This window comes from Streptomyces sp. NPDC058051, from assembly GCF_042885475.1.
Classification (GTDB): domain Bacteria; phylum Actinomycetota; class Actinomycetes; order Streptomycetales; family Streptomycetaceae; genus Streptomyces.
On record NZ_JBHVRW010000007.1, the window covers coordinates 330002 to 355271 of the forward strand.

Genomic DNA, 25270 nt, shown 5'->3' on the forward strand with positions numbered 1-25270 from the left:
GCGCCGCGCCGCCGACTGCCAGCTAAGCCGATTTTGTCCATTTAGCACGTATTGTCGCGTCATGCCCACGCCCTACGGATCACGCGGCGGTATGGCGTTCAGCGCGGACGAGCTGCGTGTGCTCCGACGTGCCCTCGCCATCACCCTTCACCCCGCAACCCTGCCCGACGAGGACGTCCAGGACTGCCTGCGGCTGGCGGGCGCGGTGGACGAGGCGGTCGGTGAGGCGGGACGGCTGCGCGCGTTCCTCCTCGCCGACCTCGCCCGCTACCGCGATGCCCTTCCCGGCTCGGTCAACGGCTACCTGGAACTGCTCCAGGACGCCCTGGCGGGCGGATACGACCCCCGCCCCGACGACCTCGCCGCGCTGCGTGCCCTGCGCCACAGACCGGTGGCCGCGGCCCTGCTGGAGCGCTGCCAGGTGCTCGCGGAGCGGTCGGTGCGGGCCCGCCTCGCCGGGCGCGGCACGCCGACGGCGGCGCCCGCGCCCCGCAGCAGGCTCCTCGCCCTGCCCGGCGGTCGTGCCGCCGACCCGGAACCCGAACGGCCGAAGACTCCGGCGGCGCCGCCCCGGCCGGTCCCGCCGGCCGAGCGCCCGGCGCCGAAGCCCTCGGAGGTCTTCCCGCCGCGCCGCCCGGTCCCGCCACCGCAGCAGCGGGCCGCGGGATAGCCGGTCCGCGACGCGGAGGGGGTGCGCGGACGTCCGTACCGGCCTCGCTACTCTGGATGCCATGGACTACGTATCCGCGCTCGTGCCCCCCGTGGTGATGGCCGCCTTCTTCATCGGCCTCGTCGTGACGATCGTCAAGAGCCAGGGCGGTCCCAACAAGGCCAAGGAGGACGCGGCCGTGGACATGGCGATCGGCCGCGCCGAGTCGGTCCAGCAGCAGACGCCGCGCACCGACGGCGTCTGACGTCCCGGACCCCGCAGCGCGCGAAGGGCGCACGACTCATCAGGAGTCGGGCGCCCTTTTGCTGCATAGATGGCCGGGCATTTCCGGCATCTGGCACTAAAGTGACATTGTGCCCCGTCAATTGGGAGATCTGGAAGACGCCGTGATGACGCGGGTCTGGCAATGGAACCGTCCGGTCACCGTGCGGGAAGTCCTTGAGGACCTCCAGCGGGAACGCTCCATCGCCTACACCACCGTCATGACGGTAATGGACAATCTCCATCAGAAGGGCTGGGTACGCCGGGAAGTCGACGGCCGCGCATATCGATATACAGCGGTCTCCACCCGTGCCGCATACTCGGCCGCACTGATGAACGAAGCCTGGTCGCACAGTGACAACCCCGCCGCCGCTCTCGTGGCCTTCTTCGGCATGATGTCCGCCGAGCAGCGAGAGGCCCTCCAGGACGCGATGCGGATCGTTCTGCCCGGCCTGCACGACGCCGCGGGGCCGCCGCCCGGTGAAGTGCCGGATGGAGCGGTGGGTGAAGCGGTCGACGAACCGACTGATGAACCACCTAAAGAAGTGACCGAAGATCCGGCCGATGGCGCGGGGCCGGACGCCGGACGATAGCGTCTGCGTATGTCCTCAGAGCTTCCACATACTGATTTCCATACCGAACCGTCGGTTATAAACGTGGCCATCACCGTCCGTCGTGCCAGGACCAGTGATGTGGCATCGGTCCGCCGTCTCCTCGACGGGTACGTACGTGAAGGCATCCTGCTCGACAAAGCGACGGTGACGCTTTACGAGGACATCCAGGAGTTCTGGATCGCGGAACGCGACGAGGACGGCCGGGTCATCGGCTGCGGCGCACTGCACGTGATGTGGGAAGACCTCGCCGAAGTGCGCACTCTCGCGGTCGATCACAGCATCAGGGGCGGCGGAGTCGGGCATCAAGTACTGGACAAGTTGTTGCAGACCGCCCGGTGGCTGGGCGTGCGACGGGTTTTCTGCCTCACCTTCGAAGTCGACTTCTTCGCGAAGCACGGCTTCGTGGAGATCGGAGAGACCCCGGTCGACGGAGATGTCTACAGCGAGCTGCTGCGTTCCTATGACGAGGGTGTAGCGGAGTTCCTGGGTCTCGAACGGGTGAAGCCGAACACCTTGGGCAACACTCGGATGCTTCTGCACCTGTGACCGTCACAAGGAGCCCGTATCCCTATGTCCGAATCGCGCATGTTTCCCGTCTTCTCTGGTTCCTGAACCTCTCCCAAGGGTTTGTGTTTTCCGGGGAAAAGCGGTTTCCTTTCCGCGTACTGCATTTTCGATGAAAGGAAATCCGGTGGCACAGAAGGTTCAGGTCCTTCTTGTCGATGACCTCGACGGTGGCGAGGCTGACGAGACAGTCACGTTCGCGCTGGATGGCAAGACGTACGAGATTGACCTCACCACGACCAACGCGGACAAGCTCCGTGGTCTTCTTGAGCCGTACACCAAGGGCGGCAGGCGTACGGGTGGCCGTGCGGCGGCCGGTCGCGGCAAGGGCCGCGCCGTTGCGGGTGGAAACAAGGACACCGCGGAGATCCGTAAGTGGGCGCGCGAGAACGGCCACAGTGTGAATGACCGCGGTCGTGTTCCCGCGGAGATCCGTGCGGCTTACGAGGAGGCCAACGGCTGAGCTGTCGACTCATCGGTCGACCGCCCCGTTCGGGCACGCAACAACCGGGCCCGGTGGCATTCCGTCGCCACCGCGTCCACGAGCCGTGCGAGATCGGGAGCACCCCCACCCCTGCTCCCGAGGCCGACGAGCGCCGGGAGTTCCGGCTCTCCCTCGTGCCGCAGCCCGGGGGGTCGCAGCCATACGGCGGCCCCCGGTCGGCCCGCCGCCCGTCCGGGCGGTGCCGGCGCCGTGATCCGGCCACCCGTACCGAGGGCGGTCAGCGAGAGGGCGACTCCGCCCCACTCCAGCCAGTCGAGCAGCCCGGGCAGCTCGTCGGCGCTTCCGGCCGCCACCAGCAGGCACATCCGCGCACCCGTCAAGGCCACCGGTCCGGTGCGGCTCACCAGCCGCAGCGCCGCATGACCGACGGCCGCGGGCACCTCCAGGACGTCGAACCGCAGCCCGGTCGGCAGTCGCACCGGAGCGGTGCCTTCCGTCGCCCAGCCGAGCTCACGCTCGTACCACCGCGCCCACCGTGCCCCGCGCGCGTCCTCGGTGCGGCTTCCCTGGGCGTGGCTTCCTCGCTCGTCGGTGAGCGTCGGCAGGGAGGCCGGGGCGGTGATGGTCATGTCAGAAGAACGGTCGGGGCGCCTCCCCGGTTACGCAGGGTCCGCGATTGCGTGCGCAGCGTGTCCGATTTGGGGGCGTAGGGGCGTGTTCAGGAGCGCGAAGATGTTCGCCCGTAGCGGAGGGAACCGGCGCGCGCCGCATGGACTGTCTGTAATTGCGGGTAAGACATCCCTAGTGGGGAGGGGCGACACGCAGGTTCGGGCATCTCACGTTCGCCATCGGCGTACTGGCGAAAGGGGTATCTGCCTGGCCTGCGGGAACATCGTCTCGCACCATCGGGTTGGAGCAGATGTCGGCGTTCGGGGCAGGAGGCCAAGGACGGTGTCGGCAGTTGGAATGAGCGGTCCCCGCTTGCGGGACTAAGCTGCGGAAGGACAGGGAGGGGACCGACCCCTTACTGCCTGACCGCTCTGAGGAGCGATTAACGATGTTCGAGAGGTTCACCGACCGCGCGCGGCGGGTTGTCGTCCTGGCTCAGGAAGAAGCCCGGATGCTCAACCACAACTACATCGGCACCGAGCACATCCTCCTGGGCCTGATCCACGAGGGTGAGGGTGTCGCCGCTAAGGCCCTGGAGAGCCTCGGGATTTCGCTCGAGGCGGTCCGCCAGCAGGTGGAGGAGATCATCGGTCAGGGCCAGCAGGCCCCGTCCGGGCACATCCCCTTCACCCCCCGGGCCAAGAAGGTCCTGGAGCTGTCGCTCCGTGAGGCCCTCCAGCTCGGCCACAACTACATCGGCACCGAGCACATCCTGCTCGGCCTGATCCGCGAGGGCGAGGGCGTCGCCGCCCAGGTCCTCGTGAAGCTGGGTGCCGACCTGAACCGGGTGCGGCAGCAGGTCATCCAGCTGCTCTCCGGCTACTCGGGCGGCAAGGAGGCGGCAACCGCGGGCGGCCCCGCGGAAGGCACGCCCTCCACGTCCCTGGTGCTCGACCAGTTCGGCCGGAATCTCACCCAGGCCGCCCGCGAATCCAAGCTCGACCCGGTCATCGGGCGCGAGAAGGAGATCGAGCGGGTCATGCAGGTGCTTTCCCGCCGTACCAAGAACAACCCGGTTCTCATCGGCGAGCCCGGCGTCGGCAAGACGGCGGTCGTCGAAGGACTGGCGCAGGCCATCGTCAAGGGCGAGGTGCCCGAGACCCTCAAGGACAAGCACCTCTACACCCTCGACCTCGGCGCGCTGGTCGCCGGCTCCCGCTACCGCGGTGACTTCGAGGAGCGCCTGAAGAAGGTCCTCAAGGAGATCCGCACCCGCGGCGACATCATCCTGTTCATCGACGAGCTCCACACCCTGGTGGGTGCGGGCGCCGCCGAGGGCGCGATCGACGCCGCCAGCATCCTCAAGCCCATGCTGGCCCGCGGCGAGCTGCAGACCATCGGTGCCACGACGCTCGACGAGTACCGCAAGCACCTGGAGAAGGACGCCGCGCTTGAGCGCCGCTTCCAGCCCATCCAGGTCGCGGAGCCGTCGCTGCCGCACACCATCGAGATCCTCAAGGGTCTGCGCGACCGCTACGAGGCCCACCACCGCGTCTCCATCACGGACGAGGCGCTGGTCCAGGCCGCGACCCTGGCGGACCGGTACATCTCGGACCGCTTCCTGCCGGACAAGGCGATCGACCTGATCGACGAGGCCGGATCCCGGATGCGCATCCGCCGGATGACCGCGCCGCCGGACCTCCGCGAGTTCGACGAGAAGATCGCGGGCGTCCGCCGCGACAAGGAGTCCGCGATCGACTCGCAGGACTTCGAGAAGGCCGCTTCCCTGCGTGACAAGGAGAAGCAGCTCCTCGCCGCCAAGACCAAGCGCGAGAAGGAGTGGAAGGCCGGCGACATGGACGTCGTGGCCGAGGTCGACGGCGAGCTGATCGCCGAGGTCCTGGCCACCGCGACCGGCATCCCGGTCTTCAAGCTGACGGAGGAGGAGTCCTCCCGTCTGCTGCGCATGGAGGACGAGCTCCACAAGCGCGTCATCGGTCAGAAGGACGCCATCAAGGCCCTCTCGCAGGCGATCCGCCGTACGCGGGCCGGTCTGAAGGACCCGAAGCGCCCCGGTGGCTCGTTCATCTTCGCCGGCCCGTCCGGTGTCGGTAAGACGGAGCTCTCCAAGACGCTCGCCGAGTTCCTCTTCGGTGACGAGGACGCGCTGATCGCCCTCGACATGTCGGAGTTCAGCGAGAAGCACACGGTCTCCCGTCTCTTCGGTTCGCCCCCCGGGTACGTGGGCTACGAGGAGGGCGGCCAGCTCACCGAGAAGGTGCGTCGCAAGCCGTTCTCCGTCGTCCTGTTCGACGAGGTCGAGAAGGCCCACCCCGATATCTTCAATTCCCTGCTCCAGATCCTGGAGGACGGTCGCCTGACCGACTCCCAGGGCCGGGTCGTGGACTTCAAGAACACGGTCATCATCATGACGACCAACCTCGGGACGCGGGACATCTCCAAGGGCTTCAACCTGGGCTTCGCCGCCCAGGGTGACGTCAAGACCGGCTACGAGCGGATGAAGAACAAGGTCAACGAAGAGCTCAAGCAGCACTTCCGTCCCGAGTTCCTCAACCGTGTCGACGACACGGTCGTCTTCCACCAGCTCACCGAGGAAGACATCATCCAGATCGTCGACCTCATGCTGTCCAAGGTCGACGAGCGCCTGAAGGACCGCGACATGGGCATCGAGCTGAGCTCGGAGGCCAAGTCGCTCCTGGCGAAGAAGGGCTACGACCCGGTCATGGGCGCCCGGCCGCTGCGCCGGACGATCCAGCGTGAGATCGAGGACATCCTCTCCGAGAAGATCCTCTTCGGTGAGCTGCGCCCCGGTCACATCGTGGTCGTCGGCACCGAGGGCGAGGGTGAGGCGAAGACGTTCACCTTCCGCGGCGAGGAGAAGACGGCTCTGCCCGACGTCCCCCCGATCGAGCAGGCGGCAGGCGGCGCCGGTCCGAACATGTCGAAGGACGTGTAAGGACGCCTCCGAGCGCCTGAGCATCACCAGGGGCTGCCCCGGACCGTTTCACGACGGCTCCGGGGCAGCCTCTTTCGCTGTGTCGGCGACCGGTGCGCGCACCGTGCCCGGCCGCGCGGAGGCGCCGCTGTGCGGCCGTCAGCCGTGCGGGGCGAGTCCTTCGCCGCCGATGGGCTGATGGTTGCCGGTGAGGGCGACGCGGAGTCCGGGCAGAGCTTCGAGCGGGGACAGGTCGATGCTCTCGCCGTACGTGGCAGGGGTGAACAGCAACGACTTCAACGAGGGAAACACCCGGGGGATGTGCGCCAGCCCTCCGCCCGCTTCGGTACCGCAACGGAGCACCAGATCCCTGAGGGACGGGACGGCCGCCTCGCCCTCGAACTCCGCCAGGGACTCCACCCGCAGGGTGAGGTCGGCGACCAGGGGAGCCCGTCGCAGGGCCGCGAGCAGGGGCCGCACCGGCGTGGGTGACTCCAGCCGCAGGCTGGCCAGGCGCGGCCAGGCGTCGAGCGAGTCGACCTCCAGCGGCAGCGGCCCGTGGATGCTCAGCGAACGCACCCCGGGCTGCGAGGGCAGCCGGGTCAGCTGCCCGGCCGTCACGTTCCTGAGGTCCAGGGAGCTGAGCCGGTCCGAGTCGGACGGCAATACCGAGAGCGCGGTGTCCGGCAGACGGCTCATGTCGAGCTGGAGCGTTCTCAGCGCCCGGAGACCGGCGAGCGGGCCGAGATCCCGCACGGCGGGGCAGTTGTGCAGGAACAGATCCGTGAGCCTTTCCCCGCAGCGTGCCAGGAAGGCCAGGTCCGTCACGCACGGGTTCTCCCCGAGGGAGAGATCGGTCCAGTGCCTGTCCTGGAGCGCCGCGTCGAGTTCGGCGGAAGTGAACGGGCCGGTGATCCGCAGATTCCTGGCGGAGGGCAGATGGCACAGAGCGGCCAGCTGCTCCCGGGAGGTGATCTTCAGGAGGTGGTACTCCAGGTCGAACACGGCGAGGACCCGCTCGGCGAACTCCGCCACCGGGTATCTGCCCCAGCTCTCCCGGAATGTGAAGCTGAGGTTCGGGTGGGCGAGTGCCCAGCGGCGGGCGTACGGCACGCCTTCGGCGCCGCCGATCTCGTTGATCAGATCAGCGGCGGTGCGGGCTTCCTCCGCGGTGAGTCCGACGGCCACCGGATCGGGGAGGTGGCTCAGGGCGGCCGGCCCGAGACGGGCGAGCAGCCGTACGTCCCGTTCGGACTTCGGCGGGAACAGGGCGTCCACGGCGGTGCGGACCCTGGTGCGCGTCGGCTCGTCCAGCCAGGTGGCGTGCTGGGCGCAGAGCGCCGCGAGGACGTGGATCTCGGCCCTGGAGACGGCGTCGCCGGGTCCGGGCGCCGCGTCCAGCAACCCGTTGACGAGCGCGGGGTGTTCACGGCGGCCGCAGTGGCCGGCCGCCAGCAGGATGACGTCGTGCCACTGCTGCGAGCCCCACCGGCCGAGCAATTCGTTCAGCTGGTCGCCCTCGACGAACTCCTTCGCGGCGAGGAAGTCCTGGAAGGTGCGGTGGGCGAACTGGTAGACACCGTCGGCGCGTTCCTGGAGGACCCCGCTGCGGTTCAGCAGATGCGTCAGGACGTCCTCGGCCGCGCCCTGCCTCCGTATCCGCTCCATGCCCGGCAGGACCCGTTCCAACTGGTGCAGCGCGGCGGAGCGCGGGAGCTCCGACTGGCCGCCGCGCACCAGCCAGATCGCGATGCGCTGGAGGAGCTGCGCCTGCTCCTCCACGTTCATCGTGATGCCTTCGGGCGCCTCGATCCTGCGCTGCTTGTCGCGGTCGCCGAGCAGCATGGTGAGGGCCGAGTCGTACAGGCTCCAGCGGGTCTCCGGCAGGATGCCCTGGCGACGCCGGTGCAGGGCGCAGATCACCGCGCAGAGCAGCGGGGTGCGGGCCAGGTCGCGCAGCGCGGTGTTCTGGGCGAACTGCTGGGTCAGGTCCCGCTCCAGCCGGGCGAGCGACTCGTGGTCGTCGTCGTCCAGCCGGGCGGCCCGGTGCCAGGCGGCGACGAAGGTCTCGATGTCCTCGTTCCGCATCGGCAGCAGCCGCAGCTCCTCGAAGCCCTGGGGCCTCAGCCAGTCCGGCTCGACGGCCAGCGGGCGCACCGTGACCAGGCAGCGGATCTCCGGGTACCGGTCGAGGAGCCGGGACAGCCAGTCGTGCGCCTGTTCGCGGTCGTCGAGCGGGACCTCGTCCAGACCGTCGACCAGCAGGAGCGCCCGGCCGGACTCCAGGACCCGGCCGACCCAGCCCTCCGGCGCCTCGTCGATCACCAGCCGTGCCGCGGCGGGCAGTCGCGCGGGGGCCGGGAACGTGCCGCCCTGGGCGCGCAGGGTGCGCAGCGGGACGACGAACGGCACCAGACCGTTGAGCGCGGCCAGTTGCGGACCCAGTGTGCCGGCCGAGGCGTGGGCGGCCAGCCACCACAGGAGGGTGGTCTTCCCGGCGCCCGCCTCGCCCCGCAGCAGTACCCGGGGGCGGTCCGAGAGCAACGCGTCGATCCGCTGGGGCGACCGGTGCGCTCGCGGAGCCGGTCCGGTGGTGTTCCACTGGGCCTCCAGAGTCAGATACGCGGTGTCCAGGTCCCATTCGGAGTCCCGCCGGCCCAACTCGTCCAGCCCGAAGACCTTCGTGCGCCGGTACGCGGCACCGAGCGCGGCGGCGTAGTCCTCCTCGTACCGCGTGTCCTGGGGGTGACGGCCGTGCACCCGTTCGTGGCGCAGCGCCGTACCGGTCTGCCGGTAGACGAGCTCGAACGACCGCGAGGTGACGAGTGCGGCGAGCGGTACGCACTCCACGCGCCGGCCGCCGCGCTGCCGCGGGATCTGGCGGGCGATGCCGATCAGGACGTTCCCGGCGAAGACCGGACCGCCGGAGATGCCCCGTAACGCCGGGATTCCCGTATCGCCTCCTGCGGGGGGCGGTCCGTCCAGCTCACAGACCAGCAGGCCGCGCAGGTGTCCGGCCATCGGCAGGGCGGTGGCCGTGTACTGGTCGGCCTCCAGGCGGCGCTCGAGGCCGTACCGCTGGATGTCGGGGAAGCCGGTGATCTCGCAGCCGGCGAGCGCCTGGGCGCTGTGGAGGAGGCCGAGCCGCACCGGGGCGACCGGGAGCACCGGGTCCGTGGTCAGCAGGAGGGCGGCGTCGAGGTCGTGGTCGATCCAGGCGACCGAGGCCGGACTGCCGGCCGGCAGGGCGGGGTGCGCGATGGTGGCCCGGCCGCTGCTCTTCACCACATGGGCGCAGGTCAGCACGAGCCGGTCGGTGAGCAGGGCGCCGCTGCCCTGGGCGGTCCCGGGACCGAGGACGACGACCGTGCGGTCCGTGGGCGACCCCGGAGCCGTGGGCGGCGGGCTGCTCACGGCCGCGTCGCCCCGCGGCCGAAGTGCGCCGTGCTGCCCGCGTCCTCGTGCCCGATCCGCCAGGGCTCGCCGGTCGTGGCGTCGCGCGGCTTCAGGGTGAACGCGACCTTGTGGGTGCGGCCGGTCGTACGGGACACGTCGGCGCCCGCGTCGACCACCCAGGCCTTCACCTTGGTGCCGCCCTTGATCTCCTTGCGGAGTTCGAGGACGAACTCCATCTGGATATCGCCGACTTCGAAGGCGACGGGGCGGCCGGTGGCCCGGCCCGCCGCCTCGATGAGCTGGTTGCGGATCGATTCGACGGCGTCGGCGAGCTCGATGCCGTCCATGTCGTCGGTGCCGGTGGTGTCATGGGCCATGGCTGTCCCCCCGGGAGCTGGGCTGGTCGCCGTGTCAGCGTAGCCAGGCCGCGGGCCGAAGGTCCCGAATCGGACGGTCTTCGGCCCCATCGGCGGGGACGGCGCTGTTCTCGCACGCTGAGTGGTCGCGGGACGTGGGTGCGCGCACCCCCCCTCACGTCGCACCGCACGGGGTCGGCGAGACCCGGCAGATCCGCGCGGAGGATTTCGCGACTCCCGCGCCGGCCGGATGCCGCTCGACCGCTGCCGCGCCCGACGCGGGGAGCCCCCTGGCCGGAGCCGTACGGGCACGGATCCGTGACAAGGCACACAGCCCGTCCTGGCCCTACTAGAAGGGATAGGAGAAGGCGCGTGATCGCGGCAGGGACCTTCGCCCCCGCAGGAAGAGGGACGTTCGGAGACAAAGGGAAAGAAGTCGCGATACCTATGTTTAGTCCGATTGCGGCAGGTGTGAGCTGGGGTGAAACCTGTCCGAAAAAAGTACTGCGGCGGGTTCGTGGGCGGTGCGCGTCCAGCCTGCTCCGGCGTATTCCTTTGGCTTCACCTACGGCTTTTATTCGTAGATGGGGTGTTTGGGCATCTCTGGGGGTGCGGGTTACCAAGGATGGGCAAGCCCGGCGGAAGCGTCGGGTCCAGTCATCTACGGAGGTTCTCCGCATATGTCGAAGCGCGTTTCGTTCCAGCTCTCCCGTCGCCCGTCCCTGTCCCGTGTCCGTGGCGCCGTGGTGGCAGCCGGCCTGGGGACGTCGATGGTCCTCGGTGCGGGTGCTGCGTTCGCGGCCGGCGTGACGGGTGCCTCCGACACCGCGAGCCTGATCGGCGCCGGAGCGGCCGAGTCCGTCGCCAAGCAGGCCGCCGCGCAGGGCAAGGCGGCCGAGGCGGCGAAGGCGGCCAAGGCGGCGGCTGTGAAGAAGGCCGTGAAGAAGACCGCCGCCTGGAAGATCCCGGTGGGTCACTACGTGCTGAGCGCGAGCTTCGGCAACGACGGCTCCCGCTGGGCCCACAAGCACTCCGGCCAGGACTTCGCCGTGCCGGTCGGCACCAAGGTCGAGGCCGCGCACGGCGGCACCGTCGTGAAGGCCGGCCCGAACGGCGGCGGCGACGGCCCCGCGTACGGCAACGCCGTCGTGATCAGCCACGGCAACGGCACGTACTCGCAGTACGCCCACCTGTCCCGGATCGATGTGCACATCGGCCAGACCGTGAAGACGGGCCAGAAGATCGCCCTCTCCGGCAACACCGGCAACTCCAGCGGCCCGCACCTGCACTTCGAGATCCGGACCACCCCGAACTACGGTTCCGCGATCAACCCGGTCTCGTTCCTGTACAAGGAGGGCGTCCGGATCTGACCGGCCCGGACGGATCCCGCTACGCGGCAGACTCCGGGACGGATCCCGCTACGCGGCAGACTCCGGGACGGATCCCGCTCCTCGGCGGATTCCCGGACGGATCCCGCTCCTCGGCGGATCCCCGGACGGATCCCGCTCCTCGGCGGACTCCGGGTGGTGTGCCCGGGTGAGCAGTTCGAAGGCGACTTCGAGGACGGCCTCGCGCTTCTCCTCGGGGTCGCCTTCGAAGTTCTTGAGGGCGAACATGCCCGCGTGAATCGTGAAGAGCGCGGTGAAGCAGCGCACCTGATCGGGCAGGGGCGCGTCGGGCTCGGTCATCAGATCGACCAGGCTGATGACCCGGTCCTTGACGGTCTTCCCGATGCTGAGATCCCGCACGGCCGCCTGGTTCTCCTGCATGAAGCGGAAGAGCGGGGCGGCGGCGGTCAGCGCGTCGCTGTAGCGGCGCAGGATCTCCTTCTTCGTCTCCAGTCCGCGGGGCCGGCCCTTGCCCCACTCAAGCAGCTCCTCGATCGGTCGGTTGAGGCCGTCGAAGATGCTGACCAGGATGTCTTCCTTGGTCTTGAAGTGGTAGTAGAGCGCGGCCTTGGTGACGTCCAGCCGCTCGGAGATCTCGCGCAGCGAGGTCTTCTCGTAGCCCTGCTCGGCGAAGAGTTCCAGGGCGACGTCCTGAATGCGCTGACGCGTGTCGCTCCGGCGCCGCTGCGGTGTGCCGCCCATGGCAGTCTCCTTTGAAACTTACTTGACGCCCGGCTAGTTACGGGTCTACTTTCCCCACAGTGTAGTCAACTAGCCGGGCGGCAAGTAAGCGTCCGGTGGCGCGAAGGACCAGGGGGAGTGGGAACCATGACGGACCTGAAGAAGGCGGCGGGCGGAGAGGCGGACGACCGCCCTGCCGAGAAGACGGGGAAGCGCGAGCGCGGCGTCCGGGTGGTGATGTTCGCCCTGATGATCACCATGCTGCTCGCCATGCTGGACAACCTGATCGTCGGCACCGCGATGCCGACCATCGTCGGTGACCTCGGGGGACTGGAGCACCTGTCCTGGGTCGTCACCGCGTACACCCTGGCCACCGCCGCCTCCACCCCCATCTGGGGCAAGCTCGGCGACATGTACGGACGCAAGGGCGTCTTCCTCACGTCCATCGTGCTCTTCCTGATCGGCTCGGTGCTGAGCGGGATGGCGCAGGACATGGGCCAGTTGATCGGCTTCCGGGCGCTCCAGGGACTCGGCGCGGGCGGCCTGATCGTCGGCGTCATGGCGATCATCGGCGACCTCGTGCCGCCCCGCGAGCGCGGCAAGTACCAGGGGATGATGGCCGGTGTGATGGCGGTCGCCATGATCGGCGGGCCGCTGGTCGGCGGCACGATCACCGACCACCTGGGCTGGCGCTGGACCTTCTACATCAACCTGCCGCTGGGCGCCGTCGCCCTCGCCATGGTCACCGCCGTGCTGCACCTGCCGAAGCGGGAGCGCACCGGGGCGAGGACCGACTACCTCGGCGCGGCCCTGCTGACCGTCGGCATCACCGCGATCGTGCTGGTCACCACCTGGGGCGGGTCGGAGTACGCGTGGACCTCCGCCGTGATCATGGAGCTCGTCGCGATCGGCGTCGCCTCGCTCGCCGGCTTCCTCTTCGTCGAGACGAAGGCGGTGGAGCCGATCATCCCGCTCCACATCTTCCGCAACCGCAACTTCACCCTGATGTCCGTCGTCGGCTTCATCACGGGCTTCGTGATGTTCGGCGCGGTCCTCTTCCTGCCGCTGTACCAGCAGTCCGTCCAGGGCGCGTCGGCGACCAACTCGGGGCTGCTCCTCCTTCCGATGCTGCTGTCGATGATGGTCGTCTCGCTGGTCGCGGGACGGGTCACGACCAGCACCGGACGGTACAAGGTCTTCCCCGTGGCGGGCTCGGTCCTGATGGTGACCGGTCTGTTCCTGCTCTCGCAGATGGACACCGGTACGACGCGGTTCGTCTCCGGCGTCTCCATGGCGGTGCTCGGCGCGGGCATGGGCTTCCTGATGCAGATCACGATGCTCGTCGCGCAGAACAGCGTGGAGATGAAGGACATGGGAGTCGCGTCCTCCGCGACCACCCTCTTCCGTACGCTCGGCAGCTCCTTCGGCGTCGCGATCATGGGTGCGCTGTTCACCGGACGGGTGCAGGACGAGATGGCGGCCCGCGGCGGCGGCGGAGCCACGGAGAAGACCGCGCAGCTCGACGCGGCGGGCCTGGCGAAGCTGCCGGAGGCCATGCGTGAGGGGTACCGGTTCGCGGTGTCGTCCGGTACCCACATCGCGTTCCTGGTGGCTGCCTCGGTCGGGCTGATCGCCCTGCTCGCCTCGGTGTTCGTCAAGGAGGTTCCGCTGCGGGGAGCCGGACCCCGAAGCGTGTCGTCGGACGGTCCCCAGCAGCCGGTCGCGGATTCCAGGCAGCCCGAGACCGTCTGACCCCTCCGTACGCGCAGGTGCTGTACGCGTCCGTACGCGCAGGTGCTGTACGGGCGGTGGGCGGGCCGTTTCGCGAGGAGGCTCCCGGGACACCCCGGGAGCCTCCTTCCGTTACGGTTCAGCCGCCGGACCACCTGCTGCCCGACTCCGCGCCCTGCCCGTCGTCGTCGGACGGCGTGCGCTGCTCGGACAGGCGCAGGATCGGGAAGCTGCCGGTGTTCGTCGGCGCGTGCTCGGGCAGCCACAGCACGGCGATCGCCCCTCCCTCGCCCTCCGCAGCCCCGTCCGGCGCCGCGTTGCGGAAGGTCAGCCGGGCCCCGAGGACCCGCGCCTGACCGGCCGCGATCGTCAGCCCCAGACCGTGCCCGTGCCCGGCCCGGTCGCTGCTTCCGGTACGGAACCGGCTCGGGCCCTCGCGCAGCAGTGCCGCCGGGAACCCGGAACCGTGATCGCGGATCCGCACCACCCGGCCCTCGACCGTGACCTCCACCGGAGAGGCACCGTGCTTGGCGGCGTTGCCCAGGAGATTGCCGAGGATCCGCTCCAGCCGGCGCGGATCGGTGTTGACCCAGGACTCGTGGACGACCCGCACCCGCACATCGGGGTTCAGCAGCGCGATCCGCCGGCTGACGAACTCGCCCAGGGCGATCTCCTGAAGCTCGGCCCGCTCCGACGCACTGTCCAGCCGGGCCACCTCCAGCACGTCCTCGACCAGGGTGCGCATCGCCTGCGCCCGGTCCCGCACGAGCTCGGAGGGACGGCCCGGCGGAAGCAGCTCGGCCGCCGTCAGCAGTCCCGTCACCGGGGTGCGCAGCTCGTGCGCGATGTCCGCGGTGACCCGGCGCTCCGCCTCGATGCGTTCGTTCAGCGCGTCCGTCAGCGCGTCCACCGCACGGGCCAGCTCATCCGTCTCGTCCCGGACGACACCGCCGACGGCCTCCCCGACCCGTACATCCGTCTGCCCCTGCGCGACCCGGCCCGCCGCGGCCGCCGCCTTGCGCAGCCGGCGCGACAGCTGCCCGCCGATCAGCACGCCCAGCGCACAGCCTCCGAACACCACCGAGACCGAGCCGATGACCAGCGCCCGGTCGAGATCGGCCATGACCGCGGAGCTCCGGTCGGCGAAGCGGGTGTGCAGCGAGAGCACATCGCCGTTGCCGACCGGCACGGCCGCCCACACATCGGGAACCCCGTCCCGGGACTCCTCCACGTGCGTGGCGCGCCGGTCCCTGTTGACCTCCGTGCGCAGACTGCGCGGCATCGTCGGATCGTTGAGCTTGGCGCCGAACCGGGGGTCGGCCTTCTGCGTCTTCTTCGCCTCGTACAGCAGCTGCGCGTACTTCAGCCGCTCCAGCTGGACCTCGCGCGCGTTCTCCATCATCGAGACCCGGGCCGCGTTGTGGACGACGAAGCTGAGCGCCACCGCGGTCAGGGCGCCGACCGCCGCGATCGCGATGCTGATCTTCCAGCGGACACCCGTCCGCAGAGCCAGCCGCTTCATGGCCTGAGTTTGTAGCCGAAGCCGCGGACCGTATCGATCCGGTCCTGGCCGATCTTGGTGCGCAGCCGCTGCACATGGACGTCCACGACCCGGGTGTCACCGCCCCATCCGTAGTCCCAGACCCGCTCCAGGAGCTTGTCGCGGGAGAGCACCGTGCCGGGCGCGGCGGAGAATTCCAGCAGCAGCCGCATCTCGGTCGGGGTCAGTGCCACCTGTTCGCCGCCTCTGCGGACCTCCATGCCCTCGGTGTCGACCTCCAGATCGCCGAAGGCCAGCATTCCGCCGACGGCCCGCGACTCCCGCTCCTCGTTCCCCGGCTGACCGCCCGACGCATGGCCGAAGCGGCGCAGCACGGCGCGGATCCGGGCGACCAGGACCGCCCCGTCGAAGGGCTTGGTGACGTAGTCGTCGGCGCCGGCCTCCAGGCCGAGCACCACGTCGATCGAGTCGGCGCGGGCCGACAGCATGATCACCGGCACCGTCGACTCGTCGCGGATGCGGCGGCAGAGGCTGACGCCGTCGAGTCCCGGCACCATCACGTCGAGCAGGGCGATGTCGGGTCGGTGGGCCCGGAAGGCGTCGAGGCCCGACAGCCCGTCGGGCTTCGCGGTGACCACGAAGCCGTCGCGCTCCAGCGCGAGCTGGGTGGCCTCGCGGATGACGTCGTCGTCCTCGACGAACAGGACGTGGGTCTCGGCCATGGGACTGCTCTCAGTTCCCCGCCGGTTCAGTGGGTTCCGGAAGACCGGCTTCTCCGTTACCGACGGCTCGGTTGAAATCGTTGTGCACCCGGTCGTGTTCGCTGAACCGGTTGTCCGCCCAGTGGTAGGTGATCACTTCCTCGCCGGAGGGGTACGCGACCGAGTCCTTCTTCTCGTACACCTGGGCCGTCACCACCAGATCACCGCGGTCGATGGTGCCGTACACCGCGGGCTGCTCGATGGTGAACACGTTCTCGTACGTGCCGTCGCTCTTCGGGCGGTACACGTACGTGCCGACCCCCACCGAATCACCGCAGGTCATCACGTTCACCACGACATCGGCCGAGGGGCCGCCGGTGAGGGTGCCGTACGAGGTGTCCACCGGGTACGCGGAGCCGCTGCAGGGCTTCAGATCCGCCCTGACCCGCTCGCCGACCTTCGGATCGCCCTTGAGCAGTGCCACGGGGTCGACCCGGGGCGTGGGCTTCGCGGGGGACGACGCGTCGCTGCTCGGCGTGACCCGGGCGACCGGCTGGGTGCCTGCCGGGCCCTCGTCCCTGGTGCCGGTACCACCGGTGGAGCAGCCGACGGCGAGCAGCCCGAAAACGGCGAGCCCGGCCAGAGCCGTGGTGCCCGCCGCCCAGCCGGGCAGGGACCGGCCGCGCCGGACGGCGGCCCGGGGGCCGCCGTCTTCTTCGCCGCCGCGGTCGTTGCCGCCGGCACTGCCGGCTGTCAGGCCGCGCACCGCTCCCGCCCCCGTTCGTCCGTTCCCCTGCCCGCCGCCCGCACTCGTATCCGCGCCGTCGCCCGCGCACGTGCCGGGGCGGCGGCCGGAGCACGGTCGGCGGCCGTCAGGCCCCGCTCCTCCCGGAGCCGGGCCTCCCTGCTCGCCGCCTCACGGTTCTCCAGTTCCTGGCGCAGCCGTGCGAGCGCGCGATGCAGCGTGCTCTTCACCGTACCGGCCGACATGCCGAGGGCGGCGGCCGTTTCCTCCGTACTCATCTGCTCCCAGTGTCGCAGCACGACGACGCTGCGCTGCTTGGGAGCCAGCACGCCCAGTACATCCATGAGCAGGGCGCGGTCGGCGCGCTGCTCGGAGCCGTCCTCGACGCTCGCGTCGGGCAGCTCCTCGGTGGGGATCTCGTCCAGCTTGCGGGCCCGCCACCACTCGGTACGGGTGTTGATCATGACGCGTCGCAGATAGGCGTCGGCGAGGGACTTGTCGGCGATGCCGTCCCAGCGGCCGTACGTACGGACCAGGGCGGTCTGCAGCAGGTCCTGCGCGTCGACCGGGTCGGGAACCAGCCGGCGCGCACTGCGCAGCAGTGCCTCCTGCCGGGTGCGGACGTACTCCTCGAACCCGAGTACCTCGCCCTGTGCCATTCCAACCGCCTCCGTCCCCGTAAAGCCCCGTAGATCCGCCGCCGGCCGTGGGTGGACCGGGCCGACCTGGATGACGCTACGGAGCTGTTGTCACGGGGCTGTGCGGAGCAGCCATACGCCGACGCACGGCTGTCCATCGGTTGTGTAACAGCGAAGGAGAGGCGGTACGGGCTGTCAGGTCAGCGGCAGTCGGTACTGGCCGCCGGCCAGCGGTTCCACCAGTCCGTCCGCGACCAGCCCGTCCAGCGCACGGGCGCGCTGCACCGGTTCGTCCCACACCGCGTCCAGCGCCGACTGGGGCACCGGGGTCACGGCCTCGCGCAGGACGGCCAGCAGCCGTCCGCGCACCTGCCGGTCCGTGCCCGCGTAGGTCTGGCCGCGGCGCGGGGGGCCCTGGTGGGCGGGCTTCCCGGCCAGCCGCCAGGCGCACTGCGCGGCGATGGGGCAGCGCGTGCAGTCCTCGTTCTTCGCGGTGCAGACGAGGGCACCGAGCTCCATCGTCGCGGCGGCCCAGCGGGCGGCCCGCTCGTCCTCCTCGGGAAGGAGGGCCCGGGCGAGCTTGCGCTCGGCGGCGGTGGTCGCGTTCGGCGGGTACTGGATGCCGGTCGCGGCCCGGGCGAACACCCGGCGGACGTTCGTGTCGAGTACCGCGTGCCGCTGTCCGTACGCGAACGAGGCCACGGCCGCCGCGGTGTACTCACCGATCCCGGGCAGCGCGAGCAGCTGACCGTGCTCGCTCGGTACGTCGCCGCCGTGCCGTTCCGCTATGGCCTGCGCGGCCCCGTGCAGGCGGAGCGCCCGGCGCGGGTAGCCGAGCCGGCCCCAGGCGCGGACCGCCTCACCGGGCGGCTCGGCGGCGAGATCGGCCGGCCGGGGCCAGCGGGCCAGCCACTGTTCGTACACCGGGAGGACCCGGCTGACGGGGGTCTGCTGCAGCATGAACTCGCTCACCATCACACCCCAGGCGCCTGCTTCGGGGCGGCGCCAGGGCAGATCGCGGGCGTGCTGTTCGAACCACCCGATGACGGGATCGTGGAGGGAGGCGGGGGGCGTATGTGTCGCAGTCATGGCAGTCATCGCACCGCCGATCCTGACACGGAAGGGCAGAGGACGGTTCCGCGTACGGCGGTGTCGCGCCTCCTGAGGGCCCTTGGGGTGATAATGCCACCCGTCTGTCCCCCCAGTATCCGGCAACCGGCCCAAGCGGACGTCCCCCGGCCCGTCGGCGCCGCCGGGACCGGCCCGACGCCGCCCCTCCGGGCCCTGTGAGGCCCGGACGGCCCCTCCGGGCCCTGAGGCGCGGACGGCCGACGGTGACGCCTCCGGCTCGTCAGCGCCGTCGGGCCCGCCGCCGGGACCGGCCCGACGGCGCTGCTCCGGGCCCCGACGCCCAGACGGCCAGCGGTGCTCCGCTGCCCCGCACCGTCCTGACGAGCGACCGCGACGGCCCGCGCAGCACGGTGACGGCCACGACCGCCACCGTCGCGCCCAGCAGCAGACCGACCGCCACGTCGTGCGGGTAGTGCACCCCGACGAACACCCGGGAGAAGGCCATCAGCAGGGCCATCGGCACGGTGAGCCAGGCCAGCAGGGGCCGCGCGACGGCCAGGGCGACGGCCGCGCCGCCCGCGATCGCGGAGTGGTTGCTGGGGAACGACCAGTCGCCCGTCGGCGGACACGCCACGAGCGAGGCCGCCGCCCCGGCGACCGACCGGCACGGGCGCTCCTCGTTCACCACCGACTTGAGCACCTCGCTGACCACATAGGCGAGGGCTGTCGCGAGGGGCGCGAGCACCGCCAGCGCCAGAGCGCCGTCGTCCGCCCGTCGGGCACGCCACCACCCGGTGAGGAACAGGACGCCGAAGAGCAGGAGTCCGAGCTCCGTCCATATTTCGGCCAGGTGTTGCACCCATGACGGCATGTCATGCGCGAAGTCGGTGATGTCCCGGTAGAGCGGGGCAGTGAAGGAACTATCCATGTGACAGAGGGTAGTCAACAGAACCGGGGGGTCACACCGGACGAACTCCCGGCGAACTCCGGGGGTCTATTCGACGCGGTTCTCGGCGTCCGGGCCGGGACCGAGCGGGCCGTCCCGGGACACGGAGCGGGCCGTCCCGGGATGATGATCGGCAAAACTTCCGGGTAGGGCGGCGGGTAGGGCGGGAGTTGGCGCCGATCTCTCGTACAGTTTGTGCCGTGGGATCTTTGCGTAATCCGATCGGGCCGCTTCCCTCCAGCATCTACTGGCGACGGAGGGCTGTAGCGGCGACGCTGGTTGCGCTGCTCGCGCTGCTGATCGTGTGGGTCGTCACCTCCGGCGGCAGCAAGGGGAGCACGGACGACTCGCGGTCCGGCGGATCCGGTCCCGTCCGCTCGATCACCCCCGGACCCTCCCCGTCGGGTCCTGCCATCAGCCAACAGCCGGGCGGACGTGACGAGTCGGGTGACGGCGGCGGGGACGACGGCGGTACGGGAGCGGGCTCCGACGGCGGCACGGACGAGGGCGGCAGCGGTGCCGACGGCACGGCCGCCGGCAGCGGATCCGGCACCGGAACCGGCGGTTCGGCCGGCGGCGCGACGACCGGAGAGCAGGTCCCGGCGGGCTCCGCGCTCCCCGACTGCCCCGCCGGTGCGGTGCAGTTGAGCCTGAGCACCGAGCTCACCTACAGCCCCGGTGAGAAGCCGAAGTTCCGGTTGGTCGTCAAGAACACCTCGGCCACCACCTGCAAGGCCGACTTCGGGCCGAGGAGCGCGGTCCTGACCGTCACCGAGGCCGGCGGCGACGACAGTCAGGTGTGGTCCTCCAAGGACTGCCCGCGCGTTGCGACCGGTCCGCTGCTGAAGGTCCCGGCGGGCTCGACCGTCGTCCACACCGTGGAGTGGGACCGCAAGAAGAGCTCCCCGCAGTGCGCGACAGCGCCCGCGGGGACCGCGGGGCCCGGTACGTACCTGGTCGAGGCGAAGATGCCCGGCGAGCCGGTGCAGCGCGCCTCGTTCGTCCTCGCCAAGGACTGAGAAGGCGCCGGGGCCCCGCACCGGGGTTCCGGCGGCCGGACGCGGAGGAGAGGCCGGGGCCCGGTCCTCCGGCCCCCGGCACCACCTGCGTCTTCTGTGCGCAGGCTGTTTCTGCGCGCAGCGCTATACGTATCGTTCGAGAATGGACGACTCGGCCAGCCGCGACAGGCCCTCGCGCACGCTCCGGGCCCGGGCCTCGCCGACCCCGTCCACCGTCTGGAGGTCGTCCACGCTGGCGGCAAGGAGCTTCTGCAGACCGCCGAAGTGCTCCACCAGCCGGTCGATGATGGCCCCGGGCAGCCGCGGCACCTTCGCCAGCAGCCGGAAGCCGCGCGGCGAGACCGCCGAATCCAGCGTCTCCGGCGAGCCGCTGTATCCCAGAGCCCTTGCCGCGGCCGCGAGTTCGAGCAGTTCGGTGTGGGAGAGCGTGTCGAGTTCGGTCAGCGCCTCGGAGACCGTACGGGACCGCTTCGCGGTCGGCTCCGGCACGTAGTCGCGCACGACCAGCTCACGCTCCGGCTCGACGCCCGCGATCAACTCGTCGAGCTGGAGTGCGAGAAGCCGGCCGTCGGTGCCCAGCTCGACCACGTACTCCGCGATCTCGGTCGCGATCCGGCGGACCATCTCCAGCCTCTGTGCGACGGCCGTCACATCCCGGACCGTCACCAGGTCCTCGATCTCCAGGGCCGAGAGCGTGCCCGCGACCTCGTCGAGGCGGAGCTTGTACCGCTCCAGGGTGGCGAGGGCCTGGTTGGCGCGGGAGAGGATCGCGGAGGACTCCTCCAGGACCCGGCGCTCCCCGTTCACGTACAGCGCGATCAGGCGCATCGACTGCGAGACGGACACGACCGGGAAGTTGCACTGCTTGGAGACCCGGTCCGCGGTGCGGTGGCGGGTGCCGGTCTCCTCGGTGGGGATGGAGGCGTCCGGGACCAGCTGCACACCGGCGCGCAGAATCTTGGTCATGTCCTTGTCGAGGATCAGCGCCCCGTCGAGCTTCGCCAGCTCACGCAGGCGCGTCGCGGTGAACTCCACGTCCAGCACGAATCCGCCGGTGCACATCGACTCCACGGTCTTGTCCATGCCGAGCACGACGAGACCGCCGGTGTTGCCGCGGAGGATGCGCTCCAGGCCGTCCCGCAGCGCCATTCCGGGCGCGACGGCGCTCAACGAGGCGCGGATCAGCGCCTCGTTACCGGTGCCTTGGCCGGACTTTCCGGGCGATGTTGCCCGGTCGCTGGCTGCCACTGCACTCCTCCGGTCACAGGTTTGCGGTGCCCTTGCGTCCCTCATGCCGTTCGTACGGACGGGCGAGACCAGGGCAAAGTCTACCGGCGCGCGTTCTCCTCCTGGGGGGCCTGTGTACGAGACCGGCGCGGAAGCACGCTCAGCGCGTCACCCATGGTGGCGACTTCTGTGACCTTCATACCGGCCGGGACCTTGCCCGGGTCGGTCGGGACCAGCGCGTGTGTGAAGCCCAGACGGTGCGCCTCGGCGAGTCTGCGCTGGACTCCCGTCACCCTTCTGACCTCGCCCGCGAGGCCCACTTCGCCGATCGCCACCAGGTTCTTCGGGAGCGGGGTGTCACTCGCCGCGCTGGCCAGCGCCAGCGCGACCGCGAGGTCCGCGGCGGGCTCGGAGAGCTTCACGCCGCCGACCGTCGCGCTGTAGATGTCCCGCTTGCCGAGCGAGCTGATCCGGCCGCGCTGCTCCAGGACGGCCAGCATCATCGACACCCGGGACGTCTCCAGACCCGAGGTGGTGCGCCGGGGTGAAGGGATCTGCGAGTCGACCGTCAGCGCCTGCACCTCCGCGACGAGCGGCCGCTTGCCCTCCAGGGTGACGGTCAGGCAGGTGCCGGGCACGGGTTCGTCGCGGCGGGTGAGGAACAGCCCGGACGGGTCGGCGAGGCCGGTGATGCCCTCGTCGTGCAGCTCGAAGCAGCCGACCTCGTCGGTCGCGCCGTACCTGTTCTTGACTCCCCGCACGAGCCGCAGGCGGGCATGGCGGTCGCCCTCGAAGGACAGCACCACGTCGACGAGGTGCTCCAGCAGACGGGGCCCGGCGATCGCCCCGTCCTTGGTGACGTGGCCGACCAGGAGCGTCGACATGCCGCGTTCCTTGGAGGCCCGGATGAGGGCTCCGGCGACCTCGCGGACCTGCGCCATGCCGCCGGGGGCCCCGTCGATCTCGGGCGAGGCTACGGTCTGTACGGAGTCGAGGATGAGGAGCGACGGCTTGACGGCGTCCAGATGGCCGAGGACCGCGGACAGGTCCGTCTCGGCCGCGAGGTACAGATGGTCGCTGATCGCCCGGATCCGGTCGGCGCGCAGCCGTACCTGGCTCGCCGATTCCTCGGCGGTGACATAGAGCGTGCGGTGGACGTCGCTCGCCGCCTTCGCGGCCACGTCGAGCAGGAGTGTCGACTTCCCGACGCCCGGTTCGCCCGCGAGCAGCACGACGGCGCCCGGGACGAGACCGCCGCCGAGCACCCGGTCCAGCTCGCTGACGCCGGTCGACCGGGCGGTGGCCTGCCGGCTGTCGACCTGGGCGATGGGGAGCGCGGCGGTGCTGACGCGGCCGGCCGCGGTGGTCCGCACGGCGGGGGCGCCGCCGAACTCCTCGACCGTCCCCCACGCCTGGCACTCGGGGCAGCGGCCGAGCCACTTGGCGGTCGTCCAGCCGCACTCGGTGCAGCGGTAGGACGGCCGGTCCTTCGCGGTTTTCGTACGGGCAGCCATGGCGCAACCGTATAGGTGGGGTCCGACACCGCCGCCGGGGGCGGTCCGCCGGCGCCGCCCGGCAGGGGTGGGATGGCCCGCAGGACGGGCCGTATCGGCCGGTGTGTCCGGTGCGAGGGGAGGAGCTGGTCCATCCGGACGAGGCTCCCTGTCCTCTTTCGAGCGACAGGTTCACCCGTAAGGATTAAATGTGGAGAAGGGGCGCTAAAAGCATGCTCTGTGCTGCCTACGGTCGCCAGGTGACGAGCAGCAGGCTGGAGCCCCCAACGCACACCACCGGCGCACACCGGGCGCGGCACAGTGCGCCCCACTCCTCGGCGCCGCCTTCGCCCCGGTGGCCTCCCGCACGTGACGAGCCGCATCTCGACGGCCTGTTCACGTACTGCCTCTCCGTGCTCTGTGACCATGACGCCGCCACCGAGGCGCTCGGGGGTGTGCTCGCGATCGCGGAACGACAGGACGGCCGGTGCCCGGAGGGCCAGGAGGAACGTAAATCCTGGCTGTACGCGCTGGCCAGGTGGATGTGTCTGCGCAAGCTCGCCGAGCAGCGGCACGGCCGTCAGGCGCACAGTTACAAGGCCGGGAGGCTGCTGGGGAGGCAGCCGGTCAAGCGGGAGCCGAAGCGGACGCAGGGAGGGCCCGGGGGCAAGCAGTCGAGCGGCACGGGCACCCAGGGGGCGCGTGTGGGCCGCCGTACGCCCCCGGCTCCCGGAGCGAAGACCGCCGCCACCTCCTTCACGCCCGGCGGTGCCCCGGCGGACCAAGCCCCCGCCGCGTCCGGGGCCGCCGAGGCGCACCGCCGTGAACTCGCCCGACTGGCCTGGCCGGAGGCCGCCGGAACCACCCCCGAACAGCGCGAAGCGCTCGAACTCGCCGTGCGCCACCGCCTCCCCCCGCGCGCCGTCGCCTCCGTCCTGGGCCTCGAACCGGCGGCGGCCCGCGAGCTGCTGGCCACCGCTGCCTGCGAGGTGGAACGCACCCGCGCGGCCCTCGCCGTCGTGGAGAGCGGCACCTGCCCCACCGTCGCCCGGCTCGCCGGTGACCGCCGCGTCCTGCTCTCCGCCGCCCTGCGCCGCGAACTCGTCCGCCATGTCGACGACTGCCCCCGCTGCCGCCGGGCCGCCGAGCGGGCCGGCGCCGCGGGCCCCTGGCCGGGCGCGGCCGTCGCGCCGGCCGCCGCACTGCCGGTCGTCGAGGCGCCACGGCCCTCCGCGTACGTCGCGATGGTCCACGCCCGGCGCAGCCGCTCCGGCGGTCCGCGCTTCGATCGGGCGGGCTTCCCCATGGATCCGAAGGACCACGCGGCGCGCCGCGACCGGCTGCGGGCCAAGGTCGTGACGACGACAGTGGTGGCGACGGTCGTCGCCGCGCCGGTGATCGCGTTGTGGACCGCCTACCGGGGCGCCCCGCAGACCGGCGAGGGCCACGACGGCGCCGCGGTCACCGCGACCGAGACGGACATCCGCCACGATCACGACGGCGCCGCGGACGACCGTTACGAGAACGCGGGCAATGCCCGACCCCAGCCCGGCGCCCGCTTCAAGGACGGCCAGGTCCCGGACGTCTCGGCCGAGGTGATCAGCTCCGGTCCGACGCCGGGCGGCGTCGGCGGGCTCACCGTCGAGGCCCGTTCGTCCGGCCGTACGACACTGATCCGGCTGACCGCCGCGGGCGGTGGGCCCGTCGCCTGGTCGGCCCGCGTGGATGCGTCCTGGCTGCGCCTCAGCGGTTCCTCGGGCACGCTCGCCGCGGGCGAGAGCGTCACGATCCGCGTCCTCGTGGATCCCTTGCGGGAACCCGCCGGATCATGGAGCGCGCGCATTGTCCTCGCCCCTTCGGCCCCGGTCGTGGTGATCCGGGGACACGGGGCCACGGCACCGTCCCCCGGCGGAACGGGCCATCCGGCCTCGCCCGCGCCTTCCGACTCCCCCTCCCCGCGGCCGTCCGTACCGCCGGAATCGCCGTCGCCCTCGCCGGATCCCACGCAATCCACCGAACCGAGCCCCGACCCGACGGATTCCACCCCGTCCCCGACGGACCCGGCACCGTCCCCGGCCCCGTCCGACTCACCGACGCCCGCCGGCCCGAGAACGGGGACGGGCAGGGCCACCGCGTCCCACTGAGCCGCGCCGACCGGTGCGACCGTCATGCGCCGCGCCGGTGGGACTGCCACGCGCCGCACCGGCATGACAGCCGCACCGGCATGACAGCCGCGCCGGCACGACAGCCGCGCCGGC

General features: G+C 70.9%; 22 protein-coding genes. 10 read left to right on the forward strand and 12 right to left on the reverse strand.

Annotated features, from left to right (window positions below):
• The first annotated feature begins 91 nt into the window (after window positions 1-91).
• The 5 genes from ACFVUT_RS14965 (at window position 92) to ACFVUT_RS14985 (ending at window position 2572) form a co-directional block, all read left to right on the forward strand.
• The gene (locus tag ACFVUT_RS14965) at window positions 92-670 is read left to right on the forward strand and encodes a hypothetical protein (protein ID WP_389648611.1); all 579 of its coding nucleotides are present in this window, start codon (window positions 92-94) and stop codon (window positions 668-670) included.
• Window positions 671-731: 61 nt separating this feature from the next.
• Window positions 732-914, forward strand: coding sequence for a hypothetical protein (locus ACFVUT_RS14970; protein ID WP_389648465.1), 183 nt, complete (start codon window positions 732-734; stop codon window positions 912-914).
• A gap of 109 nt (window positions 915-1023) precedes the next feature.
• The gene (locus tag ACFVUT_RS14975; RefSeq protein ID WP_389648467.1) at window positions 1024-1524 is read left to right on the forward strand and encodes a BlaI/MecI/CopY family transcriptional regulator; all 501 of its coding nucleotides are present in this window, start codon (window positions 1024-1026) and stop codon (window positions 1522-1524) included.
• A gap of 9 nt (window positions 1525-1533) precedes the next feature.
• The gene (locus tag ACFVUT_RS14980) at window positions 1534-2091 is read left to right on the forward strand and encodes an amino-acid N-acetyltransferase (RefSeq protein WP_389648470.1); all 558 of its coding nucleotides are present in this window, start codon (window positions 1534-1536) and stop codon (window positions 2089-2091) included.
• A 145-nt stretch (window positions 2092-2236) separates the two neighbouring features.
• Complete coding sequence (locus tag ACFVUT_RS14985) at window positions 2237-2572, forward strand: Lsr2 family protein (RefSeq protein ID WP_389648473.1); 336 nt, start codon at window positions 2237-2239, stop codon at window positions 2570-2572.
• Here ACFVUT_RS14985 and ACFVUT_RS14990 read toward each other — a convergent pair.
• Window positions 2551-3183, reverse strand: coding sequence for an SCO3374 family protein (locus ACFVUT_RS14990; protein ID WP_389648475.1), 633 nt, complete (start codon window positions 3181-3183; stop codon window positions 2551-2553). The genes ACFVUT_RS14985 and ACFVUT_RS14990 overlap by 22 nt on opposite strands.
• 428 nt (window positions 3184-3611) lie before the next feature.
• Between ACFVUT_RS14990 and ACFVUT_RS14995 the strand changes: the two genes are divergently transcribed.
• Complete coding sequence (locus tag ACFVUT_RS14995) at window positions 3612-6140, forward strand: ATP-dependent Clp protease ATP-binding subunit (RefSeq protein WP_389648478.1); 2529 nt, start codon at window positions 3612-3614, stop codon at window positions 6138-6140.
• Window positions 6141-6278: 138 nt separating this feature from the next.
• On the opposite strand, the gene ACFVUT_RS15000 is transcribed toward ACFVUT_RS14995, so the two are convergent.
• Together ACFVUT_RS15000 and ACFVUT_RS15005 are read right to left on the reverse strand one after the other, a co-directional pair.
• Window positions 6279-9533, reverse strand: a complete 3255-nt coding sequence (locus tag ACFVUT_RS15000) for an NACHT domain-containing protein (RefSeq protein WP_389648481.1) — start codon at window positions 9531-9533, stop codon at window positions 6279-6281.
• The gene (locus tag ACFVUT_RS15005) at window positions 9530-9892 is read right to left on the reverse strand and encodes a trypco2 family protein (protein WP_389648484.1); all 363 of its coding nucleotides are present in this window, start codon (window positions 9890-9892) and stop codon (window positions 9530-9532) included. Before ACFVUT_RS15005 ends, ACFVUT_RS15000 begins: the two co-directional genes overlap by 4 nt.
• 659 nt (window positions 9893-10551) lie before the next feature.
• On the opposite strand from ACFVUT_RS15005, the gene ACFVUT_RS15010 reads away from it, so the two are divergent.
• The gene (locus tag ACFVUT_RS15010; RefSeq protein ID WP_389648487.1) at window positions 10552-11241 is read left to right on the forward strand and encodes a M23 family metallopeptidase; all 690 of its coding nucleotides are present in this window, start codon (window positions 10552-10554) and stop codon (window positions 11239-11241) included.
• A gap of 48 nt (window positions 11242-11289) precedes the next feature.
• On the opposite strand, the gene ACFVUT_RS15015 is transcribed toward ACFVUT_RS15010, so the two are convergent.
• On the reverse strand, window positions 11290-11961 hold the full coding sequence (locus ACFVUT_RS15015; RefSeq protein ID WP_389648490.1) for a TetR/AcrR family transcriptional regulator: 672 nt from the start codon (window positions 11959-11961) through the stop codon (window positions 11290-11292).
• Window positions 11962-12087: 126 nt separating this feature from the next.
• On the opposite strand from ACFVUT_RS15015, the gene ACFVUT_RS15020 reads away from it, so the two are divergent.
• The gene (locus ACFVUT_RS15020; protein WP_389648492.1) at window positions 12088-13692 is read left to right on the forward strand and encodes an MDR family MFS transporter; all 1605 of its coding nucleotides are present in this window, start codon (window positions 12088-12090) and stop codon (window positions 13690-13692) included.
• 118 nt (window positions 13693-13810) lie between these two features.
• On the opposite strand, the gene cseC is transcribed toward ACFVUT_RS15020, so the two are convergent.
• The 6 genes from cseC to ACFVUT_RS15050 all read right to left on the reverse strand — a co-directional run bounded on the left by cseC (window position 13811) and on the right by ACFVUT_RS15050 (window position 19255).
• A complete protein-coding gene (gene cseC / locus ACFVUT_RS15025) occupies window positions 13811-15193 on the reverse strand; it encodes a two-component system sensor histidine kinase CseC (protein ID WP_389648496.1) in 1383 nt (460 codons plus the stop codon).
• Window positions 15190-15894: a two-component system response regulator CseB gene (gene cseB, locus ACFVUT_RS15030; RefSeq protein ID WP_389648499.1), complete on the reverse strand. Its 705-nt coding sequence runs from the start codon at window positions 15892-15894 to the stop codon at window positions 15190-15192. The genes cseC and cseB overlap by 4 nt, the downstream gene beginning before the upstream one ends.
• Window positions 15895-15904: 10 nt before the next feature.
• A complete protein-coding gene (locus ACFVUT_RS15035; RefSeq protein ID WP_389648502.1) occupies window positions 15905-16639 on the reverse strand; it encodes a hypothetical protein in 735 nt (244 codons plus the stop codon).
• Window positions 16627-17277 (reverse strand): SigE family RNA polymerase sigma factor, encoded by a 651-nt coding sequence (locus ACFVUT_RS15040; RefSeq protein ID WP_389648505.1) that lies wholly within the window; start codon window positions 17275-17277, stop codon window positions 16627-16629. The genes ACFVUT_RS15035 and ACFVUT_RS15040 overlap by 13 nt, the downstream gene beginning before the upstream one ends.
• Before the next feature lie 174 nt (window positions 17278-17451).
• Window positions 17452-18354, reverse strand: coding sequence for an A/G-specific adenine glycosylase (locus tag ACFVUT_RS15045; protein WP_389648508.1), 903 nt, complete (start codon window positions 18352-18354; stop codon window positions 17452-17454).
• Window positions 18355-18607: 253 nt separating this feature from the next.
• Entirely contained in the window at window positions 18608-19255 is a 648-nt protein-coding gene (locus tag ACFVUT_RS15050; protein ID WP_389648511.1) for a phosphatase PAP2 family protein, read from the reverse strand.
• A gap of 218 nt (window positions 19256-19473) precedes the next feature.
• Here ACFVUT_RS15050 and ACFVUT_RS15055 point away from each other — a divergent pair, with 218 nt between their 5' ends.
• A complete protein-coding gene (locus ACFVUT_RS15055; RefSeq protein ID WP_389648514.1) occupies window positions 19474-20292 on the forward strand; it encodes a hypothetical protein in 819 nt (272 codons plus the stop codon).
• A gap of 123 nt (window positions 20293-20415) precedes the next feature.
• Here ACFVUT_RS15055 and disA read toward each other — a convergent pair whose 3' ends face one another.
• Together disA and radA are read right to left on the reverse strand one after the other, a co-directional pair.
• A complete protein-coding gene (disA, locus tag ACFVUT_RS15060) occupies window positions 20416-21540 on the reverse strand; it encodes a DNA integrity scanning diadenylate cyclase DisA (protein WP_389648517.1) in 1125 nt (374 codons plus the stop codon).
• 80 nt (window positions 21541-21620) lie between these two features.
• Window positions 21621-23033, reverse strand: coding sequence for a DNA repair protein RadA (gene radA / locus ACFVUT_RS15065; protein WP_389648519.1), 1413 nt, complete (start codon window positions 23031-23033; stop codon window positions 21621-21623).
• Between the two features lie 239 nt (window positions 23034-23272).
• Here radA and ACFVUT_RS15070 point away from each other — a divergent pair, with 239 nt between their 5' ends.
• Window positions 23273-25156 (forward strand): hypothetical protein, encoded by a 1884-nt coding sequence (locus ACFVUT_RS15070; RefSeq protein WP_389648522.1) that lies wholly within the window; start codon window positions 23273-23275, stop codon window positions 25154-25156.
• Window positions 25157-25270: the final 114 nt, after the last annotated feature.

Bases quoted from the DNA above. Each gene is read 5' to 3' on its own strand.
- ACFVUT_RS15015 (WP_389648490.1), bottom strand. From the start codon at position 11,961: ATGGGCGGCACACCGCAGCGGCGCCGGAGCGACACGCGTCAGCGCATT.
- ACFVUT_RS15010 (WP_389648487.1), top strand. From the start codon at position 10,552: ATGTCGAAGCGCGTTTCGTTCCAGCTCTCCCGTCGCCCGTCCCTGTCC.
- ACFVUT_RS15020 (WP_389648492.1), top strand. From the start codon at position 12,088: ATGACGGACCTGAAGAAGGCGGCGGGCGGAGAGGCGGACGACCGCCCT.
- ACFVUT_RS14990 (WP_389648475.1), bottom strand. From the start codon at position 3,183: ATGACCATCACCGCCCCGGCCTCCCTGCCGACGCTCACCGACGAGCGA.
- cseC (WP_389648496.1), bottom strand. From the start codon at position 15,193: ATGAAGCGGCTGGCTCTGCGGACGGGTGTCCGCTGGAAGATCAGCATC.
- ACFVUT_RS15050 (WP_389648511.1), bottom strand. From the start codon at position 19,255: ATGGATAGTTCCTTCACTGCCCCGCTCTACCGGGACATCACCGACTTC.
- ACFVUT_RS15005 (WP_389648484.1), bottom strand. From the start codon at position 9,892: ATGGCCCATGACACCACCGGCACCGACGACATGGACGGCATCGAGCTC.
- ACFVUT_RS15045 (WP_389648508.1), bottom strand. From the start codon at position 18,354: ATGACTGCCATGACTGCGACACATACGCCCCCCGCCTCCCTCCACGAT.
- ACFVUT_RS14980 (WP_389648470.1), top strand. From the start codon at position 1,534: ATGTCCTCAGAGCTTCCACATACTGATTTCCATACCGAACCGTCGGTT.
- ACFVUT_RS14970 (WP_389648465.1), top strand. From the start codon at position 732: ATGGACTACGTATCCGCGCTCGTGCCCCCCGTGGTGATGGCCGCCTTC.
- ACFVUT_RS15040 (WP_389648505.1), bottom strand. From the start codon at position 17,277: ATGGCACAGGGCGAGGTACTCGGGTTCGAGGAGTACGTCCGCACCCGG.
- cseB (WP_389648499.1), bottom strand. From the start codon at position 15,894: ATGGCCGAGACCCACGTCCTGTTCGTCGAGGACGACGACGTCATCCGC.
- ACFVUT_RS14995 (WP_389648478.1), top strand. From the start codon at position 3,612: ATGTTCGAGAGGTTCACCGACCGCGCGCGGCGGGTTGTCGTCCTGGCT.
- ACFVUT_RS14965 (WP_389648611.1), top strand. From the start codon at position 92: ATGGCGTTCAGCGCGGACGAGCTGCGTGTGCTCCGACGTGCCCTCGCC.
- radA (WP_389648519.1), bottom strand. From the start codon at position 23,033: ATGGCTGCCCGTACGAAAACCGCGAAGGACCGGCCGTCCTACCGCTGC.